The sequence below is a fragment of the Streptomyces nogalater genome (genome assembly GCF_039532885.1).
Lineage (GTDB): Bacteria > Actinomycetota > Actinomycetes > Streptomycetales > Streptomycetaceae > Streptomyces > Streptomyces nogalater.
Genome location: NZ_BAAASM010000069.1, coordinates 124637 through 143168, shown reverse-complemented (window position 1 = coordinate 143168; position 18532 = coordinate 124637). Strand labels below are relative to the sequence as shown.

Here is an 18532-nt window from a genome sequence, read left to right as displayed (position 1 = left end):
CGCGACGGAGCCGCAGATCGCCACGGCCCCGCGCCCCTCTGGGGCACGGCTCAGCCGAGTACGTCAAAGGGGCGGCCCTCCTTCGCAGGAGGGCCGCCCCTTCGGCATACCCGGACCGTCAGCCCAGTGCCTTGCCCGGGAGTTCCACCTTCGCGCCGAGCTCGACGAGCTTGTCCATGAAGTTCTCGTAGCCGCGGTTGATCAGCTCGATGCCGTGGACGCGGGACGTGCCCTCGGCGGCGAGGGCCGCGATGAGGTACGAGAAGCCGCCGCGCAGGTCGGGGATGACCAGATCGGCGCCCTGGAGCCTGGTGGGGCCGGAGACGACCGCGGAGTGCAGGAAGTTGCGGGCGCCGAAGCGGCAGGCGGAGCCGCCCAGGCACTCGCGGTAGAGCTGGATGTGCGCGCCCATCTGGTTCAGCGCGGAGGTGAAGCCGAGCCGGGACTCGTAGACCGTCTCGTGGATGATGGACAGGCCCGTGGCCTGGGTCAGGGCCACCACCAGCGGCTGCTGCCAGTCCGTCTGGAAACCGGGGTGCACGTCCGTCTCCAGGGCGATGGACTTCAACTGTCCGCCGGGGTGCCAGAAACGGATGCCCTCGTCGTCGATCCGGAAGGCGCCGCCCACCTTGCGGTAGGTGTTCAGGAACGTCATCATCGAGCGCTGCTGGGCGCCGCGGACGTAGATGTCGCCGTTGGTCGCGAGCGCCGCCGAAGCCCAGGAGGCGGCCTCCAGGCGGTCCGGCAGGGCGCGGTGGGTGTAGCCGGACAGCTTGTCCACACCGGTGATGCGGATCGTGCGGTCGGTGTCCATCGCGATGATCGCGCCCATCTTCTGCAGCACGCAGATGAGGTCCTCGATCTCCGGCTCGACGGCCGCGTTGGACAACTCCGTGACGCCCTCGGCCAGTACGGCCGTCAGCAGCACCTGCTCGGTCGCGCCGACGGACGGGTACGGCAGTCGTATCTTCGTGCCGCGCAGCCGCTGCGGAGCCTCCAGGTACTGCCCGTCGGCCCGCTTCTCGATCGTCGCGCCGAACTGCCGCAGCACGTCGAAGTGGAAGTCGATGGGCCGGCCGCCGATGTCGCAGCCGCCGAGACCGGGGATGAACGCGTGGCCGAGACGGTGCAGCAGCGGGCCGCAGAAGAGGATCGGGATGCGGCTGGAACCCGCGTGGGCGTCGATGTCGGCCACGTTGGCGCTCTCGACCCGCGTCGGGTCCAGCACCAGTTCGCCCGGCTCCTCGCCCGGACGGACCGTCACCCCGTGCAGCTGGAGCAGGCCGCGGACGACACGCACGTCACGGATGTCCGGAACGTTGCGCAGTCGGCTCGGCTCGCTGCCCAGCAGGGCGGCGACCATGGCCTTCGGCACGAGGTTCTTCGCACCGCGGACACGGATCTCGCCCTCCAGCGGGGTTCCGCCGTGGACAAGCAGGACATCGTCGTTGACGGTCATGAATCTCGCGTTCCGATGAGTTGGTCAGGGGCCGGCCGATCACTGTGCGCAGGGGCCGGGAAGACAGGGTAATCGCCGATTACCCCCCTCCCGTAAGCCCAGTACCCGGCCAGTCCGTCATAGCTGTGTCACAACACGAACCGTTCCCTTTCGGGCACATGGGGTCACCGGTGTCCCGGGTGCGCGCCGGGGGCGTGTACCGGTCCCCACCTGCTTCACCTGCGTGCCCCCGATTGGCTCCCCACACCGGGGGAAGATGCGGGATCATGTCTGGCATGACCGAGGTGTCCTCGCTCACAGGGCGGCTGCTCGTGGCCACTCCCGCCCTGGCGGACCCGAACTTCGACCGTGCGGTGGTGCTCCTCCTCGACCACGACGAGGAGGGTTCCCTCGGTGTCGTCCTGAACCGTCCCACCCCCGTGGTCGTCGGCGACATCCTGGAGGGCTGGGCCGACCTGGCCGGCGAGCCCGGTGTGGTCTTCCAGGGCGGCCCGGTGTCGCTGGACTCGGCGCTGGGCGTGGCGGTCATCCCGGGCGGCGCCGACGGCGACCGGGCGCCGCTCGGCTGGCGGAGGGTCTACGGCGCGATCGGCCTGGTGGACCTGGAGGCCCCGCCGGAGCTGCTGGCCTCGGCCGTGGGCAGCCTGCGGATCTTCGCCGGGTACGCGGGCTGGGGTCCCGGCCAGCTGGAGGACGAGCTGGTGGAGGGCGCCTGGTACGTCGTGGAGTCCGAGCCGGGCGACGTGTCCTCGCCGGCCCCGGAACGGCTGTGGCGCGAGGTGCTGCGCCGCCAGCGCAGCGAGCTGGCGATGGTGGCCACGTATCCGGACGACCCTTCGCTCAACTGATGCGTGTGACCTTCAGTACCCTGGCTGTTATGAGCACTCTCGAGCCCGAGCGCGGGACTGGTACGGGGACCCTCGTAGAGCCGACGCCGCAGGTGTCCCACGGTGACGGTGACCACGAGCGCTTCGCCCACTACGTCCAGAAGGACAAGATCATGGCGAGCGCCCTCGACGGCACCCCCGTCGTGGCGCTGTGCGGCAAGGTCTGGGTGCCGGGCCGCGACCCGAAGAAGTACCCCGTCTGCCCGATGTGCAAGGAGATCTACGAGTCCATGGGCAGCGGCGGCGACGACAAGGGCAAGGGCAAGGGCGGCGACAAGTAGTCCCCGGCCCGGCCGGAGGCGGTGAGGTCCCCGGGGCGCGCGGGTGGCGCGTCCCGGGGATCTTCGTGTTTTCCGGCCGCCGACTGGTCCAGACCTCTTGTGGGGGGCCCGGCGCAGTGCCTAGCCTTCGAGGTGCCGCTTTGTGCAACGACCGTTGCGCATATTGCAACGACCTCTTCAGGGGGCTGAGGACGTGGAACTGATTCCGGCACCGCGCGCCGTCGAGGAGCCCACCGGACCGGGGGTGCCGCTCGGCCCGGACACCACCCTGTGGGCCGCCCCGGGCACCGAACGCACCGAGCGCTGGCTGCGCGCCGCCCTCGGCGCGGCCCTGGGCCTGCCGCTGCGCCCCGGCCCGCCGGACGCCCCCGACGGCGTACGGCTGCTCCTGGACGACTCCCTGCCCCCCGAGGCGTACCGGCTGGCCGCCGGCGCCGGGGACGGCGTGGAGATCCGCGGCGGCGGGCCGGCCGGCGTGTTCTGGGGCGCCCAGACCCTGCGCCAGCTGCTCGGCGCCGACGCCTTCCGCCGCGCCCCCCTGCGCCCGGCCGCGGCCCTCTCCGTGCCTCCCGGGGTCGTCGAGGACGCCCCCCGGTTCCGCTGGCGCGGTCTGCTCCTCGACGTCGCCCGGCACTTCATGCCCAAGGAGGGCGTGCTGCGCTATCTGGACCTGATGGCCGCGCACAAACTCAACGTCCTGCACCTGCATCTGACGGACGATCAGGGCTGGCGGATCGAGATCAGGCGTTATCCGAAACTGACCGAAATCGCCTCTTGGCGCTCGCGGACCAAATTCGGCCACCGGGCCTCACCGCTGTGGGACGACAAACCGCACGGCGGTTACTACACCCAGGACGACATCCGGGAGATCGTCGCCTACGCCGCCGAACGGCATATCAGCGTCGTCCCCGAGATCGACGTGCCGGGCCACTCGCAGGCCGCCATCGCCGCGTACCCCGAACTCGGCAACACCGACGTCATCGACACCACCGCCCTCTCCGTCTGGGACACCTGGGGCATCTCGTCCAACGTACTCGCCCCCACCGACACCACCCTGCGCTTCTACGAAGGGGTGTTCGAGGAAGTCCTGGAGCTGTTCCCCGCCGACGCCGCCGAGTTCTCCGCGTTCGTGCACGTCGGCGGCGACGAGTGCCGCAAGGAGCAGTGGACCGAGTCCGTCACCGCCAAGACCCGCATCGCCGACCTCGGCCTCACCGACGAGGACGCGCTCCAGTCCTGGTTCATCGGGCACTTCGACGCCTGGCTCGCCGCGCGCGGGCGCCGCCTCATCGGCTGGGACGAGATCCTGGAGGGCGGGCTCGCGCCGGGCGCGGCCGTCGCCTCCTGGCGCGGTTACGCGGGCGGCATCGCCGCCGCGCGGGCCGGCCACGACGTCGTCATGTGCCCGGAGCAGTACGTCTACCTGGACCACCGGCAGGCCCCCGGCGACGACGAACCGGTGCCGATCGGCTTCGTGCGCACCCTGGAGGACGTCTACCGGTTCGAACCGGTACCGGCCGGGCTCACCGAGCAGGAGGCCCGGCATGTGCTGGGCACCCAGGCCAACGTGTGGAGCGAGGTGCTGGAGGACTCCGCGCGCGTGGACTACCAGGCCTTCCCCCGCCTCGCCGCGTTCGCCGAGGTCGCCTGGAGCCCGCTGCCCGCCCCCGCCGACCGGGACTACGCGGACTTCGAACGCCGGATGACCGCCCACTACCGGCGACTTGACGCCCTCGGCGTCGCCTACCGGCCACCCACCGGGCCCCGCCCGTGGCAGCGCCGCCCCGGCGTACCCGGCCGCCCGATCGAGGGACCGCCCCCGAACCGCTGACCGTACGAACCCCCGGCCCGCCCCGCCCCGCCGTGCCCCGTCCCCCGAACAAGTACCGGAAAAACCCCGGCAGGATCACCGAAGAGTGGCAATCCGCGCGCACCGGTGATGCCGTGCCAAACCGGATCAACCCCCCGGTGAGGTGGGCGAAAGCCTCCTAGCGGACCCCCGCGTTCGGGCGTTGCGAAGATGTGCCAGAGTTGCGTCGTCCGCCCTGTCAGCACGTACCGTACGGCAACACAGGCGGGGACCAGGTGGGGCAGCGGGAAGGGGCAGCCGGTTTGACCACGCACGCACCGCGGACGGCGCAGGCCGTCACGTTGCCCACGACGCTGGACGAGGCGGTGGCGGCCCTCGCGGCCATGCCCACCGCCGTCCCCGTGGCGGGCGGCACCGACCTGATGGCCGCCGTCAACTCCGGTCAGCTCCGGCCCTCCGCCCTGGTGGGACTGGGCCGCATCAGCGAGATCCGCGGCTGGCAGTACCAGGACGGCCACGCGCTGCTCGGCGCGGGCCTCACCCACGCGCGCATGGGCCGCCCCGACTTCGCGGCCCTCATCCCGGCGCTCGCCGCCGCCGCGCGCGCCGCCGGCCCGCCGCACATCCGCAACGCGGGCACCCTGGGCGGCAACATCGCCTCGGCCGCCCCCACCGGCGACGCGCTGCCGGTGCTGGCCGCCCTGGAAGCGACGCTGATCATCGCGGGCCCGGGCGGAGCCCGCCGGGAGATCCCGGTGTCGCACCTGCTGGCCGGCGTGGAGATGCTGCGCGGCGGCGAACTCATCGGCTACGTACGCGTACCGCTGCTGCACGCCCCGCAGGTCTTCCTGAAGGCCACCGGACGCACCGGCCCGGGCCGCGCGCTGGCCTCCGTGGCCCTCGTCCTCGACCCCGCCCGGCGCGGCGTGCGCTGCGCCGTCGGCGCCATAGCGCCGATGCCGCTGAGGCCCCTGGAGGCCGAACAGTGGATCGCGGGTCTCATCGACTGGGACAACGACCGCGCCCTCGTCCCGGAGGCGCTGCACGCCTTCGGCGAGTACGTCGCCGCGGCCTGCATCCCCGACGCGGCACCCGAGCCCGACGGCACGGTGGTCCCGCTTCCGCCCGCCGTACTGCACCTGCGGCGCACCGTCGCCGCGCTGGCCCGACGAGCACTGGGGAGGGCGCTGTCGTGACCGACGACCAGCACGGAGAGGGCACGCCCCAGGGCGGCGGACGCTGGAACCCGCTGCCCCAGGGCGACTACGACGACGGCGCCACCGCCTTCGTCCAGCTCCCCGAAGGGGGCATCGACGCCCTGCTGTCCGGCGACAGCCCGCTGGCCGCGCCGGGCCACGGCTATGTGCCGCCGCCGATCGCCCCGCACACCGACGCCACGGCCGGCTGGCCGGTGCCCGAGGGCGGCCAGTGGCCCGACCCGAACGCCGTACCGGCCCCGTCGCATGCCGCGGACGACCGGTTCACCTACGAGCCCGGCGCCACCCAGCAGTGGACCTTCGAGGAGCCCGCGGCACCGGCCGCCCCGGGTCACGACGTCACCGGGCAGTGGTCCATTCCCGTCGCCGGGGGCGACCTTCCGGACGAGTCGGGCGAGTACACCACGTCCTCGCTGGTCGAACAGTGGGGCGGCGCCCCGCCCGCCACCCTGCCCGGCGGCGCCCCCGCCCCCTGGGCCACACCGGACACGCCACGCCCGTGGGACACCCCCGACCACACCGGCTCCCACCCGTCGGGCCCGGGCCCGGAGGCGTACGGCCCCGGAACCGGGTACGGACACCCACCCGCGGCACCCGGCGAGGGCTACACGGACGGCCACGGGTCCGGCTACCCGGCCACCGGACACGCCGAGCACGGCCACGAGGGCTCCGGGCATGCCGGCGCGGGTTATCCGGATGAGGGTTCCGGGCACGCCGGTGCGGGTTATCCGGATGCCGGGCATGTGGAGGGCGATCACGGGGAGGCCGGTTACTCCGAGGGCGGGCACGAGGGCTCCGGGCACGCCGGTACCGGTTATCCGCATGCCGGGCCTGTCCAAGCCGGTCATGAGGGCGCCGGGTCGGCGAGCGCGGGGTACTCCGACACCGGGCATGTCGAGGCTGCTGCCGGGCATGCCGGCGTGGGCTATCCGGACGCCGGGCGTGCCGAGGGCGAGTACGTCGGTGCCGGTTCCGGCGAGGCGGGGGAGGCCGAGGGCGGTCACCCGGGCGCCGGGCACGCCGACGGCGGCCACGCGGACGCGGCTCACGCCGGGCGCGCCCTGCCGGATGCCGGGCACGCCGACGGCGGCCGGATGGGCGCCGGTCCCGTCGAGGCGGAGGACGCCGAGCACGGTCGCGTAGCCGGGCACCTTCACACCGAACACCCCGAACACCCCGAACACCCCGAACACACCGAACACACCGAATACGCCGACGCGACCGACGGCGACACGCCCGGCGGTACGGTCGCGCACGGCGGCGCGGTCACGTCCGCCGCGCCCGGCGAACCGGCGGCTCGGCCGGCCGGCCACGGCACCGCGCCGGAGGCGGCCGCCCACGGCCCCGCCGAAGCCCCGGAGCGCCCCGCGGAAGCCCCGGCGGGCCACGAACGGCCCACCGGCCCGGCCACCGCGTCCACGCCCGCCACAGCGGCGGACACGGCCTCCGAGGAGACCCCCGGGGACCCGGTGACGACGGCCCACCCGGCGGCGCCCGACGACCCGGCTCCCGCGGCCCACCCGACCGAGTCGGCAGACGCGGCAGTCCCGACGGATCCGGCGGACCCGGCCGACGCGTCCGGCACCGTGCGGCCCGCAGCGCCCACGGCTGCGCACTCCGCCGCGGAACCGGCCATAGCCGCGCATCCCGTCGCCGACCCGGCCGTAGCGCCGCATGCGGCCGACGATCCCGCCGTGGCCCCGGAACCCGCCGCCGATCCCGCCGAGACCGCCGGCCCCGCCGACCCCGAGGAGACCGCGGAGCCGGCCGGGGCCGCCGTAGCCGAGGCCGCCGCGCCCTCGGTCCCCGCGGAGACCGCCGAGGCGCCCGCCGGCACGGAGCCGTCCGAGGACGAGGGCGCCACCGAGGACGCCCCGCCGGCCGGCGAACCGGGCGACAGCCGGGAATCCGAGCCCGCTCAGGAAACCCACGGAACCACCGAGGCCCACGAAACCCGGGAACCCGTACCCGACGGCGCCGAAGAGCCCCCCGCGCCCCTGCCGCCGCACGACGACCACCCCCTCGCCTCCTACGTCCTGCGGGTCAACGGCACCGACCGGCCCGTCACGGATGCCTGGATCGGCGAGTCGCTGCTGTACGTGCTGCGCGAACGGCTCGGTCTGGCGGGGGCCAAGGACGGCTGCTCGCAGGGCGAGTGCGGGGCCTGCAACGTCCAGGTGGACGGCCGGCTGGTGGCGTCCTGCCTGGTCCCGGCGGTCACCACGGCCGGCAGCGAGGTCCGCACGGTCGAGGGCCTGGCCGTGGACGGGCAGCCCTCCGACGTCCAGCGCGCACTGGCCCGCTGCGGCGCCGTGCAGTGCGGCTTCTGCGTGCCCGGCATGGCGATGACCGTGCACGACCTGCTGGAGGGCAACCCGGCCCCCACCGAGCTGGAGACCCGGCAGGCCCTGTGCGGCAACCTGTGCCGCTGCTCGGGCTACCGGGGCGTCCTGGAGGCCGTCAAGGAGGTCGTCGCCGAGCGCGAGGCGTCCCACGCCGGCCCCGAGACGGACGGGGACGAGGCACGTATCCCGCACCAGGCGGCCCCCGGCTCCGGCGGCGTCCACCCGTCGGCCTTCGAGGCCCCCGGCGCGTTCGCCGCCCCCCGGCCCCCGGAGCAGTACGACACGCCGGACCCGTACGGCACCACGCCCCCGGGCCCGCAGGACCAGCAGCACTACGGCCAGGACGGAGGCCAGGCGTGAGCAACGAAGCCGGCATCGCGACCACCGCCCCGGAACCCGCCCCCGAGGCCGAGCCGTCGCCGCTCGGCCTCGGCGTCTCCCTGCCGCACGCCGACGCCCGCGCCAAGACCGAGGGCACCTTCCCGTACGCCGCCGACCTGTGGGCCGAGGGCCTGCTGTGGGCGGCCGTACTGCGCTCCCCGCACGCACGCGCGCGCATCGTGTCGATCGACACCACGCACGCGCGCGAGATGCCCGGCGTCCGTGCCGTCATCACCCACGAGGACGTACCCGGCACCCCCCGCCACGGCCGCGGCACGCCCGACCGGCCGGTGTTCGCCTCGGACGTCGTACGCCACCACGGCGAGCCCATCGCGGCCGTGGCCGCCGACCACCCGGACACCGCGCGGATGGCCGCCGCCGCCGTCATCGTCGAGTACGAGGTCCTCGACCCCGTCACCGACCCGGAACAGGCCTTCGAGGCCGAGCCGTTGCACCCCGACGGCAACCTGATCCGGCACATCCCGCTGCGCCACGGCGACCCGGAGGCGGTCGGCGAGGTCGTGGTCGAGGGCCTGTACCGCATCGGCCGCCAGGACCCGGCCCCCATCGGCGCCGAGGCCGGTCTGGCCGTGCCGCGCCCGGACGGCGGGGTGGAGCTGTACCTGGCCTCCACCGACCCGCACACCGACCGCAACACGGCCGCCGCCTGCTACGGCCTGTCACCCGACCGGGTGAAGATCGTCGTCACCGGGGTTCCCGGCGCCACGGCGGACCGCGAGGACCAGGGCTTCCAGCTGCCGCTCGGCCTGCTCGCGCTGCGGACCGGCTGCCCGGTGAAGCTGACGGCGACCCGCGAGGAGTCCTTCCTCGGCCACGCCCACCGCCACCCCACCCTGCTGCGCTACCGGCACCACGCCGACGCCGAGGGCAGGCTGGTCAAGGTCGAGGCGCAGATCCTGCTGGACGCGGGCGCGTACGCCGACACCTCCGCCGACGCCCTGGCCGCCGCCGTCTCCTTCGCGTGCGGCCCCTACGTCGTCCCGAACGCGTTCATCGAGGGCTGGGCCGTCCGCACCAACAACCCGCCCTCCGGCCACGTACGCGGCGAGGGCGCCATGCAGGTGTGCGCCGCCTACGAGGCCCAGATGGACAAACTGGCGCGGAAACTGGGCCTGGACCCGGCCGAGCTGCGGCTGCGCAACGTCTTGGCGACCGGGGACGTCCTGCCGATCGGCCAGACCGTGACCTGCCCGGCACCCGTCGCCGAACTCCTCCAGGCGGTACGGGACTTCCCGCTGCCCGCCCTGCCGAAGGACACGCCCGAGGAGGAGTGGCTGCTGCCCGGCGGACCCGAGGGCGCGGGCGAACCGGGTGCGGTGCGCCGGGGCGTCGGCTACGGCCTGGGCATGGTGCACATGCTGGGCGCGGAGGGCGCCGACGAGGTGTCCACGGCCACGGTCAAGGTCCACGACGGGGTGGCCACCGTGCTGTGCGCCGCCGTGGAGACCGGCCAGGGCTTCACCACGCTGGCCCGGCAGATCGTCCAGGACACCCTCGGCATCGAGGAGGTCCACGTCGCGCCCGTCGACACCGACCAGCCGCCGGCCGGCGCGGGCTGCCGGGGACGGCACACCTGGGTGTCGGGCGGCGCGGTGGAGCGCGCGGCGAAGATGGTCCGCACCCAGCTCCTCCAGCCGCTCGCGCACAAGTTCGGCATGTCGACGGAGTTGCTCCAGATCACCGACGGGAAGATCACCTCGTACGACGGGGTGCTGTCGACCACCGTCACGGAGGCACTGGAGGGCAAGGAGCTGTGGGCCACGGCCCAGTGCCGCCCGCATCCGACCGAGCCGCTGAACGCCTCCGGGCAGGGCGACGCCTTCGTGGGCCTCGCGTTCTGCGCGGTCCGCGCGGTGGTGGACGTGGACGTCGAGCTGGGCTCGGTGCGGGTGGTGGAGCTGGCGGTCGCCCAGGACGTCGGCCGGGTCCTCAACCCGGCCCAGCTGGCGGCCCGGATCGAGGCCGGTGTCACCCAGGGGGTGGGCATCGCCCTCACCGAGCACCTGCGCACGCCCCGCGGCCTGGTCCGTCACCCCGACCTGACCGGTTACGCCCTCCCGACCGCCCTGGACGCGCCGGACATCCGGATCGTCAAGCTGGTCGAGGAACGGGACGTGGTCGCCCCCTTCGGCGCCAAGTCGGTCAGCGCGGTCCCGGTGGTGACGGCCCCGGCGGCGATCGCCTCCGCGGTACGCGCCGCCACCGGCCGCCCGGTCAACCGCCTCCCGATCCGCCCGCAGGCGGCGGTGGCCGCGGACCGGTGAGCACACCGCTGAACACACCGCCGGTCACTCCGGACGACCCGCGTCACGCTCCCTCGCCCGGGCCGGGAGGCCGGCTCTGTGGATCCCGCTGTTCGCCGTGGCGGCACCGGCCGTTGACCTCGGTGGGGTCTACTGCACCTGAGCCGGGCTGCTGAGCCGGACGGTTGAACCGGGCCGCTGATCCGGGCGGTCGAACCGGGCGGTCGAACCGGACGGTGTGGGGCCCCCGGACGCCGATCTCGGCCGGGCAGGCAACGTGCCCGGCCCGGCCGGCGTCCTGCCTGATGGCGGCCGTTGTCAGTGGTGCGGCGTAGGCTGCGAAGCGGTGGGGGCACCTGCCCGGGGCGCGTACGACGGTGTGCGCGGGCCCGTCACGCACGGGGAAGATCGCGGGGGAGCGATGAGCACGACCGACGCCGGGGTTCCGGCGATCACGCTGACCGAGGCGGAACTGGACCGCTACGTCACACACGCGCCGACGCGCGGCCTGCTCGCGGGCACCGGCCTGCCCGCGGTGACCGACCTGCTGACCTTCTCCCCCCTGCGCACGCACGGCCTGCGCACCCTCGCCGACGCCGCCGACGGCCCCCTGCGTCTGGCGGAGGAGCTGCGCGGCCGGCTCGTCATAGGCGAACTGCTCACCCCGGCCGGGATGGAGCGCGAGTCGATCCTGCTCGACGGCGCCACGGGCGAGCTGACCACGGCCTTCCTGCGCGACCCGTACGACGCGCGCCCCTTAGCGTCGTCCCTGCACACGCTGCTGCGCTTCGCGGCGGTCACCGAGGAACTGGCGGGCCTGCGCGGCCGGTTCGCGTCCCTGACGGGCCAGTACGGCCCGCAGACCGTGACCGAGGCATCCCGCCGTCTCCTCACCCTCTTCGAGGAGGGCTCGGACGGCGAGGTCCCGCCGTACTGGAAGGCGGCGGCCCTGATCCGCCCCCTCGCCCTGGTCGCCGGGCCCGGTACGGCCTCGGGGCTCACCCTGGACGTGCCCGCGCGCGTGCTGGACCAGGAGTTCGGGCACGGCAGGGTGACCCGCTTCGAGGAGGTCGACTTCCCGCCGACGCTCACCCACGAGCCGACGCGCCGCTTCCTGCGCGAGACGGGACTGCCGGAGTCGGCGCTCCTGTACTACACCGACACGGACGTCCCGCTGCCCACGCTCCGGGAGTACTTCGCCGAGGAACACCCCGACCGCCCCGTCAGCGACCTCCCGGCCCACTGCGACCACCTGATCCGCCTCGGCCGCCTCAGGGAGGAGACCAGCCTGGTGGTGGACGGCAGAACGGGCACGGTCCTGACCTTCAGCGAGCCGGACGCGACGCTCCACCCCCTCAACACCGACGTCTCCACGCTGGCGTTCACCCTGTGGCTCATCCACCACGAGCGCGTGATCGACACCCACCTGGGCCACGAACTGGCCACCCACGCCTACGACCACCTGGCCGCCCTCATGCTCCACACCCTGGAGTCCATAGACCCCACAGCCACCCTCCCGGAAACGACCTGGCACTACTGGACCCACCTGCTCCAGGACGAGACGGACGGCGTGCACTGACCCGAGGCCCGGTCAGGCCTCCCCGCCCGTGAGCGTGCCGACCATATCGACACCGCCCATCTCGTGGAGGGCGGTCGGCGGCCCCAAAGTCCCGCATCGATTACCCGGACTGCCGACGGGCGGGGCGACACCGCCCCTCCGGCGACCGCTCCCTGTCGTACGGGCGGCCGTATGAGGCAACGGACCTACCCCGGCCCGCCGGTCGATCTACCGCGGGACGAGTGGCTGTACGAGGCCAGGCAACAATCCAACGGCGACTACCGGAGTACCACCACTCGGTCTGTCGCTCAGCCACAGGTCTCTGGCCGGTGGCGCAGTGTTGGCCTGCGTCACTGTGTCAGCGAGTCCTCATGCCTCAGCCGCGGACCGCAGGACGGTCACTGCCTCGTCCGGGATGAGGGGCCCGTTGCTGGCCATAGCGGCGGACGTTCACAGGAAGGGCGATCGGATCCGGTGCTGCGCCGTTACGCTGCGATGACCATGCAGGTGCTGGGGTTCCGGAGGGGCGATGCAGGCTGGCGACGTCAAGCTTGGGAAGGTTTTCGCGAACGACCACCAGAGCGTGATCCCGATCTTCCAGAGGCCCTATGTATGGGATCAGGAGGACAACTGGGAGCCCTTGTGGATGGACGTCCGGACGGCGGCGGAGGAAGTGGAGGCGGAGACGGAGCCCGAGAGTGGTACGGGGCAGTCGAAGCCGCGCACCTACTTCCTGGGCGCCGTGGTCGTACAGGAGCGGTACCGGCCGCCCCGGCGTCTCAGTTCGTCCCACATCATCGACGGCCAGCAACGTATGACCACGCTGCAGGTCCTCTTCGCGGCAGCTCGGGCTGTCGCCCACGACATCGCCGCCGACAGCGTCGTCGGGCGTTTCACGAGTCTGCTGGAGAACCGGGCGGAGACGGTCCACGAGGCGTTCCCGGACGACCGCTACAAGGTCTGGCCGCTGCCTCAGGACCGTGCGGCATTCCTCTGGGCCGTACGCGGGAGCGACGACAACGGTACGGCGCCCGCCCCCGACCACCGGCTGGTCCGTGCCCGCGTGTGGTTCGAGCAGGAGATCCGCGATTGGGCCAAGGCCGCACTCAACCCGGCCCAGCGGCTCGACGACCTGTTCTACACGCTTCAAGAGCGCATGCAGCTCGTCGAGATCGTGCTGGACGCGGGTGACGACCCGCAGGTGATCTTCGAGGCGCTGAACCATCGTGGAGTGCGCCTCGACGCCGCGGACCTCGTGAAGAACCTGCTCTTCCAGACCGTCGAGTCGCAGGGGGAGCACCAGCACTCCGAAGAGCTGTTGATGAACGCCTGGCTGCCTCTGGATGCCGAACCCTGGCGCGGTCAGGTCACCACCGGACGCATCAGGCGTGCCCTGATTGACCTGCTCCTGGCTTATTGGCTGACTGTTCAAAAGCGTCAAGACGTCCTGGTGGAGCACCTGTTCGCCGACTTCAAGAAGTGGCTGCCGGAAAGTGGCCGGCAGGCTTCGGACGTGATCCGGGACATCAGGCATTATGCCGAGACGTATCAGCGGGTTCGGGAATTACCGCTGACCGATCCGACTGGCCGGTTGCTCGACCGCATGCAGACCATGACGACGACGCCGTGGCCGGTGCTGCTCTATCTGCACGCGACAGACGACGTACCGAGCGACCAGCGAGCGATCGCGGCCCGCGCCATCGACTCCTTTCTCATGCGGCGAGCCGTGTGCCTGATGACGACGAAGGACTACAACCGACTCTTCGTCCAGGTACTGGCCGATGCTCAGCAGAGCGACCCCGCTCGGGCAGGTCACGCCGTCGTGCGCAGCCTCCTGAATCAAACGGCCGACGCCCGGCTGTGGCCTGACGACCGGACGTTCCTTGCCGCCCTGATCGCCAACGATCTCTACCGTCGTTCCTACCGTGCCCGGTTGAAGGCCCTGCTGGTTGGACTGGAGAATCACCTGCGGACACCGAAGACCGAGCACGCGCCGGCACTTTCCAGTGCGGACCCCCGGCTGAACATCGAGCATATTCTGCCGCAGAAATGGGAGACGCATTGGCCGCTGAACGACGGTGACAGCGAGGAGGGCTTGAAGAGACGGCATGAGGCGGTCCATCAACTCGGCAATCTCACGCTCACCACCACGAAGCTCAATCCGTCGTTGAGTAACCGGGAATGGCCTCATAAGAAGGACAGCCTGGGCGCTCACAGCCTTTTGCGGCTGACGACCTCGTCAGTTCTCTCCGCGCCGGAAGAGCTTCGGGACAAGTGGAGCAACGAGCGTTGGGCCGAGTGCTGGGACGAGGACCGGATTCAGCTGCGTACCTTGTGGCTTGCCCGTATCGCCCTACAGGCATGGCCGAAGCCCAAGGACGACACCGACTGATGACCCGGCGCTGGCGGAGGAGCTCAAGCGCCAGGGTGGCCCCACTTCCTTCAAGGCCAGGACTCAGACCATCGCCACCGAGACGCACAGCCGGAAGGACGGCACCCCGCCGGGGTGTCGCCCTTCCGTTTCTCCTGGTCAGACAGGTAGAGGCCGTGGCGGGAATCGAACCCGCGTAACTCGCTTTGCAGGCGAGTCCCTAAACCACTCGGGCACACGGCCGTGTTGGTGAGATGAAGGTATGGGGCGGGGTGGACGGGGCTCAAGGGATTCGTCGGGGCCGCAACGCGACTGCCATACGCCGTTCATGAAAGCGGTGGTGGCGTACGACCAAGGGACCAGGGGAGGCGGGGCTCCTGACAGGGGTCATAGTCGGTTGTGGGCCTTACCCTGACGTGCATGAGCGCCCTCGAATCCCACGACCCCGCTGTCCTTGATCCCCCGGCCGACCAGGCGACCGGCGTGCTGAGCCGGGCCTATCGAGCGCTCAGTATCGGGATCGTGTCCGTCGTCGTACTGATCGCGTTCGAGGCGACCGCCGTGGGGACGGCGATGCCGGTCGCCGCGCGGGAACTGGACGGCGTGGCGCTGTACGCGTTCGCCTTCTCCGGGTACTTCACGACCAGCCTCTTCGGCATGGTGCTCGCCGGGCAGTGGTCCGACCGGCGCGGCCCGCTCTCCGCGCTGACCAGCGGCATCGCGGCCTTCGCCGCGGGGCTCGTCGTCGCCGGGACCGCGCAGGCCATGTGGGTGTTCATCCTCGGCCGGGCCGTGCAGGGACTGGGCGGCGGGCTGGTCATCGTCGCGTTGTACGTCGTCGTGGGCCGGGCCTACCCCGAACGGCTGCGGCCCGCGATCATGGCCGCGTTCGCCGCGGGGTGGGTCGTACCGTCCATCGTCGGCCCCCTCGCCTCCGGTGCCGTCACCGAGCAGCTCGGCTGGCGCTGGGTGTTCCTCGGCATCCCGGTCCTCGTCGTGCTCCCGCTCGCCCTCGCCCTGCCCCAGATACGCCGGCGGGCGGCGGGCCCGGTGGACGAGCGGGCCGGGGCCGGCGCCTTCGACCGGCGGCGGATCCGGCTCGCGCTCGGGATCTCCCTCGGCGCCGGACTGCTCCAGTACGCCGCCCAGGACCTGCGGCTCCTCTCCCTGCTCCCCGGGCTGGCCGGGGCCGCTCTGCTGGTGCCCGCCGTCCTCGGGCTGCTGCCCCGGGGTACCTACCGGGCCGCCCGCGGCCTGCCCTCCGTCGTGCTGCTGCGCGGGCTGGCGGCGGGGGCCTTCATCGCCGCCGAGTCCTTCGTCCCGCTGATGCTGGTCACCCAGCGCGGCCTGTCGCCGACCCTCGCCGGGTTCTCGCTCGCGGCCGGCGGCATCACCTGGGCGCTGGGCTCGTTCGTGCAGTCCCGGCCGCGCGTGACGCCGTACCGGGAACGGCTGATGACCCTGGGCATGGTGCTGGTCGCCGCCGCGATCGTGACCGCGCCCGGCGTGCTGATCCCCTCCGTGCCCGTGTGGACCGTCGCCGTCGCGTGGGGCGTCGGCTGCTTCGGCATGGGCCTGGTGATCTCCTCCACCAGCGTGCTGCTGCTGAAGCTGTCCGCTCCGGCGGAGGCCGGCACCAACTCCGCCGCGCTCCAGATCTCCGACGCCCTGTCCAACGTCGTCCTGCTGGCGGCGGCCGGCGCGGCCTTCGCGGCCCTGGGCGGCGGCAGCACCGCCGCCACCACGGCCGGCGAGGGCGGCCATCCCGCCGCCTTCGCCGCCGTCTTCCTGCCGATGGCCGCGGTGGCGCTGGTGGGGTCCTGGGTGACCACGCGGCTGCGGGAACGCACCGCGCGCCCCGAGTGACCGGTGGTGGTCAGGGGGCCGCTGTGATGTCGCTCCCACCCGGGGGCGACCCCGCCTCGTTCACGCCGTGCGCGCGGGGCGGCGCCGGTAGGGTGGCCCGGTTGTCGTACGTAGCCGCCCGACCCTGATCCACGGAGACCGTGACTACCACCGCCGCATCCTCCGCCGCCTCCGCTTCCTCCCATCACCTCTCGCCCGCCTTCCCGGGCCGGGCCCCCTGGGGTACCGCCAGCAAGCTGCGTGCCTGGCAGCAGGGAGCGATGGAGAAGTACATCCAGGAGCAGCCGCGCGACTTCCTCGCCGTCGCCACCCCCGGCGCCGGCAAGACGACCTTCGCGCTGACCCTGGCCTCCTGGTTGCTGCACCACCACGTCGTGCAGCAGGTCACCGTGGTCGCCCCCACCGAGCACCTGAAGAAGCAGTGGGCCGAGGCCGCGGGCCGGATCGGGATCAGACTCGACCCGGAGTACAGCGCGGGGCCGCTCGGCAGGGAGTACGACGGCGTCGCCGTGACGTACGCCGGTGTGGGTGTCCGCCCGATGCTGCACCGCAACCGGGTCGAGCAGCGCAAGACCCTGGTGATCCTGGACGAGATCCACCACGCCGGTGACTCCAAGTCCTGGGGTGAGGCCTGCCTGGAGGCCTTCGAGCCGGCCACCCGGCGCCTCGCGCTGACCGGTACGCCGTTCCGCTCCGACACCAACCCGATCCCCTTCGTGACCTACGAGGAGGACAACGCGGGCATCCGGCGCTCCGCCGCCGACTACACCTACGGCTACGGCTCCGCGCTGGCGGACGGCGTCGTCCGGCCGGTGATCTTCCTTTCCTACAGCGGCAACATGCGCTGGCGCACCAAGGCCGGTGACGAGGTCGCCGCCCGGCTCGGCGAGCCGATGACCAAGGACGCGGTCAGCCAGGCCTGGCGTACGGCCCTCGACCCGCGCGGCGACTGGATGCCGAGCGTGCTGCGCGCCGCCGACCAGCGGCTGACCGAGGTCCGCAAGGCCATCCCGGACGCGGGCGCGCTCGTCATCGCCTCCGACCAGGACTCCGCGCGGGCGTACGCCAAGCTCATCCGGGAGATCACGGGCACGAAGGCGACGCTTGTGCTCTCCGACGACGCCGGCGCCTCGAAGAAGATCGACGAGTTCAGCGCGAGCGACGACCGGTGGATGGTCGCCGTACGCATGGTGTCCGAGGGCGTCGACGTGCCGCGGCTCGCGGTCGGGGTGTACGCCACGACGATTTCGACGCCGCTGTTCTTCGCGCAGGCCGTCGGGCGTTTCGTACGGTCCCGGCGGCGTGGCGAGACCGCGTCCGTGTTCCTGCCGACCGTGCCCGACCTGCTGACCTTCGCCAACGAGATGGAGAAGGAACGGGACCACGCCCTCGACAAGCCGAAGAAGGAGGGCGAGGAGGACCCGTACGCCGAATCCGAGAAGGAGATGGAGGAGGCGAACAAGCAGCAGGACGAGGACACCGGCGAGCAGGACATGCTGCCGTTCGAGGCGCTGGAGTCCGACGCCGTGTTCGACCGGGTGCTGTACGACGGCGCCGAGTTCGGCATGCAGGCCCACCCCGGGAGCGAGGAGGAGCAGGACTACCTGGGGATTCCGGGGCTGCTGGAGCCCGAGCAGGTGCAGTTGCTGCTCCAGAAGCGGCAGGCCCGGCAGATCGCGCACAGCCGGAAGAAGCCGGACACGGAGGCCGACCTGCTGGAGCTGCCGGCCGAGCGGCGGCCGGTGGTGACGCACAAGGAGCTGATGGAGCTGCGGAAGCGGCTGAACACGATGGTCAGCGCGTATGTGCACCAGAGCGGGAAGCCGCACGGGGTGATCCACACCGAGCTGCGGCGGGTGTGCGGGGGGCCGCCGAGTGCGGAGGCCACGGCGGGACAGTTGCGGCAGCGCATCGCCAAGGTGCAGGAGTGGGCGACCCGGATGAAGTGACGGTGGGTGGGCGGCGGTGTGGGAAGAGAGAGGGTCGGCACGGCCGACCCGCCCCCGTGTCTCCCGTCCGTCCGTTCGAGGCCTCTCCCGTTCGCGTTTGTTTCGATGGTGCCGCGGTGTGCGTATCCGGACGAATGCAGCCAG

The 18532-nt window shown here is 72.5% G+C and carries 11 protein-coding genes and 1 tRNA gene; 10 read left to right on the top strand and 2 right to left on the bottom strand.

Features of this window, described 5'->3' with window-relative positions; all coding sequences use genetic code 11:
• Positions 1–118 precede the first annotated feature (118 nt).
• Positions 119–1459, bottom strand: a complete 1341-nt coding sequence (gene murA, locus ABD350_RS34475; RefSeq protein ID WP_344353025.1) for a UDP-N-acetylglucosamine 1-carboxyvinyltransferase — start codon at positions 1457–1459, stop codon at positions 119–121.
• A gap of 275 nt (positions 1460–1734) precedes the next feature.
• Between murA and ABD350_RS34470 the strand changes: the two genes are divergently transcribed.
• The 8 genes from ABD350_RS34470 to ABD350_RS34435 all read left to right on the top strand — a co-directional run bounded on the left by ABD350_RS34470 (position 1735) and on the right by ABD350_RS34435 (position 14594).
• A complete protein-coding gene (locus ABD350_RS34470) occupies positions 1735–2307 on the top strand; it encodes a YqgE/AlgH family protein (protein WP_030610520.1) in 573 nt (190 codons plus the stop codon).
• A gap of 29 nt (positions 2308–2336) precedes the next feature.
• Positions 2337–2627, top strand: coding sequence for a DUF3039 domain-containing protein (locus ABD350_RS34465; protein WP_093696521.1), 291 nt, complete (start codon positions 2337–2339; stop codon positions 2625–2627).
• 193 nt (positions 2628–2820) lie between these two features.
• Entirely contained in the window at positions 2821–4458 is a 1638-nt protein-coding gene (locus ABD350_RS34460; protein WP_344353024.1) for a beta-N-acetylhexosaminidase, read from the top strand.
• A gap of 281 nt (positions 4459–4739) precedes the next feature.
• Complete coding sequence (locus ABD350_RS34455) at positions 4740–5633, top strand: FAD binding domain-containing protein (RefSeq protein WP_344353023.1); 894 nt, start codon at positions 4740–4742, stop codon at positions 5631–5633.
• Positions 5630–8359: a 2Fe-2S iron-sulfur cluster-binding protein gene (locus ABD350_RS34450; protein ID WP_344353022.1), complete on the top strand. Its 2730-nt coding sequence runs from the start codon at positions 5630–5632 to the stop codon at positions 8357–8359. Before ABD350_RS34455 ends, ABD350_RS34450 begins: the two co-directional genes overlap by 4 nt.
• Positions 8356–10665: a xanthine dehydrogenase family protein molybdopterin-binding subunit gene (locus tag ABD350_RS34445; protein ID WP_344353021.1), complete on the top strand. Its 2310-nt coding sequence runs from the start codon at positions 8356–8358 to the stop codon at positions 10663–10665. The genes ABD350_RS34450 and ABD350_RS34445 overlap by 4 nt, the downstream gene beginning before the upstream one ends.
• Positions 10666–11065: 400 nt before the next feature.
• Positions 11066–12223 carry an SUKH-4 family immunity protein gene (locus tag ABD350_RS34440; RefSeq protein ID WP_344353020.1) on the top strand — a complete coding sequence of 386 codons (1158 nt, stop codon included), beginning with the start codon at positions 11066–11068 and terminating at the stop codon, positions 12221–12223.
• A 508-nt stretch (positions 12224–12731) separates the two neighbouring features.
• On the top strand, positions 12732–14594 hold the full coding sequence (locus ABD350_RS34435; protein WP_344353019.1) for a DUF262 domain-containing protein: 1863 nt from the start codon (positions 12732–12734) through the stop codon (positions 14592–14594).
• Positions 14595–14744: 150 nt separating this feature from the next.
• Here the strand turns inward: ABD350_RS34435 and ABD350_RS34430 are convergent.
• Positions 14745–14816, bottom strand: a tRNA-Cys gene (locus tag ABD350_RS34430).
• Positions 14817–14993: 177 nt separating this feature from the next.
• On the opposite strand from ABD350_RS34430, the gene ABD350_RS34425 reads away from it, so the two are divergent.
• Both ABD350_RS34425 and ABD350_RS34420 read left to right on the top strand, forming a co-directional pair.
• Positions 14994–16439, top strand: a complete 1446-nt coding sequence (locus tag ABD350_RS34425) for an MFS transporter (protein ID WP_344353018.1) — start codon at positions 14994–14996, stop codon at positions 16437–16439.
• Between the two features lie 140 nt (positions 16440–16579).
• A complete protein-coding gene (locus ABD350_RS34420) occupies positions 16580–18388 on the top strand; it encodes a DEAD/DEAH box helicase (RefSeq protein WP_344353017.1) in 1809 nt (602 codons plus the stop codon).
• Positions 18389–18532: the final 144 nt, after the last annotated feature.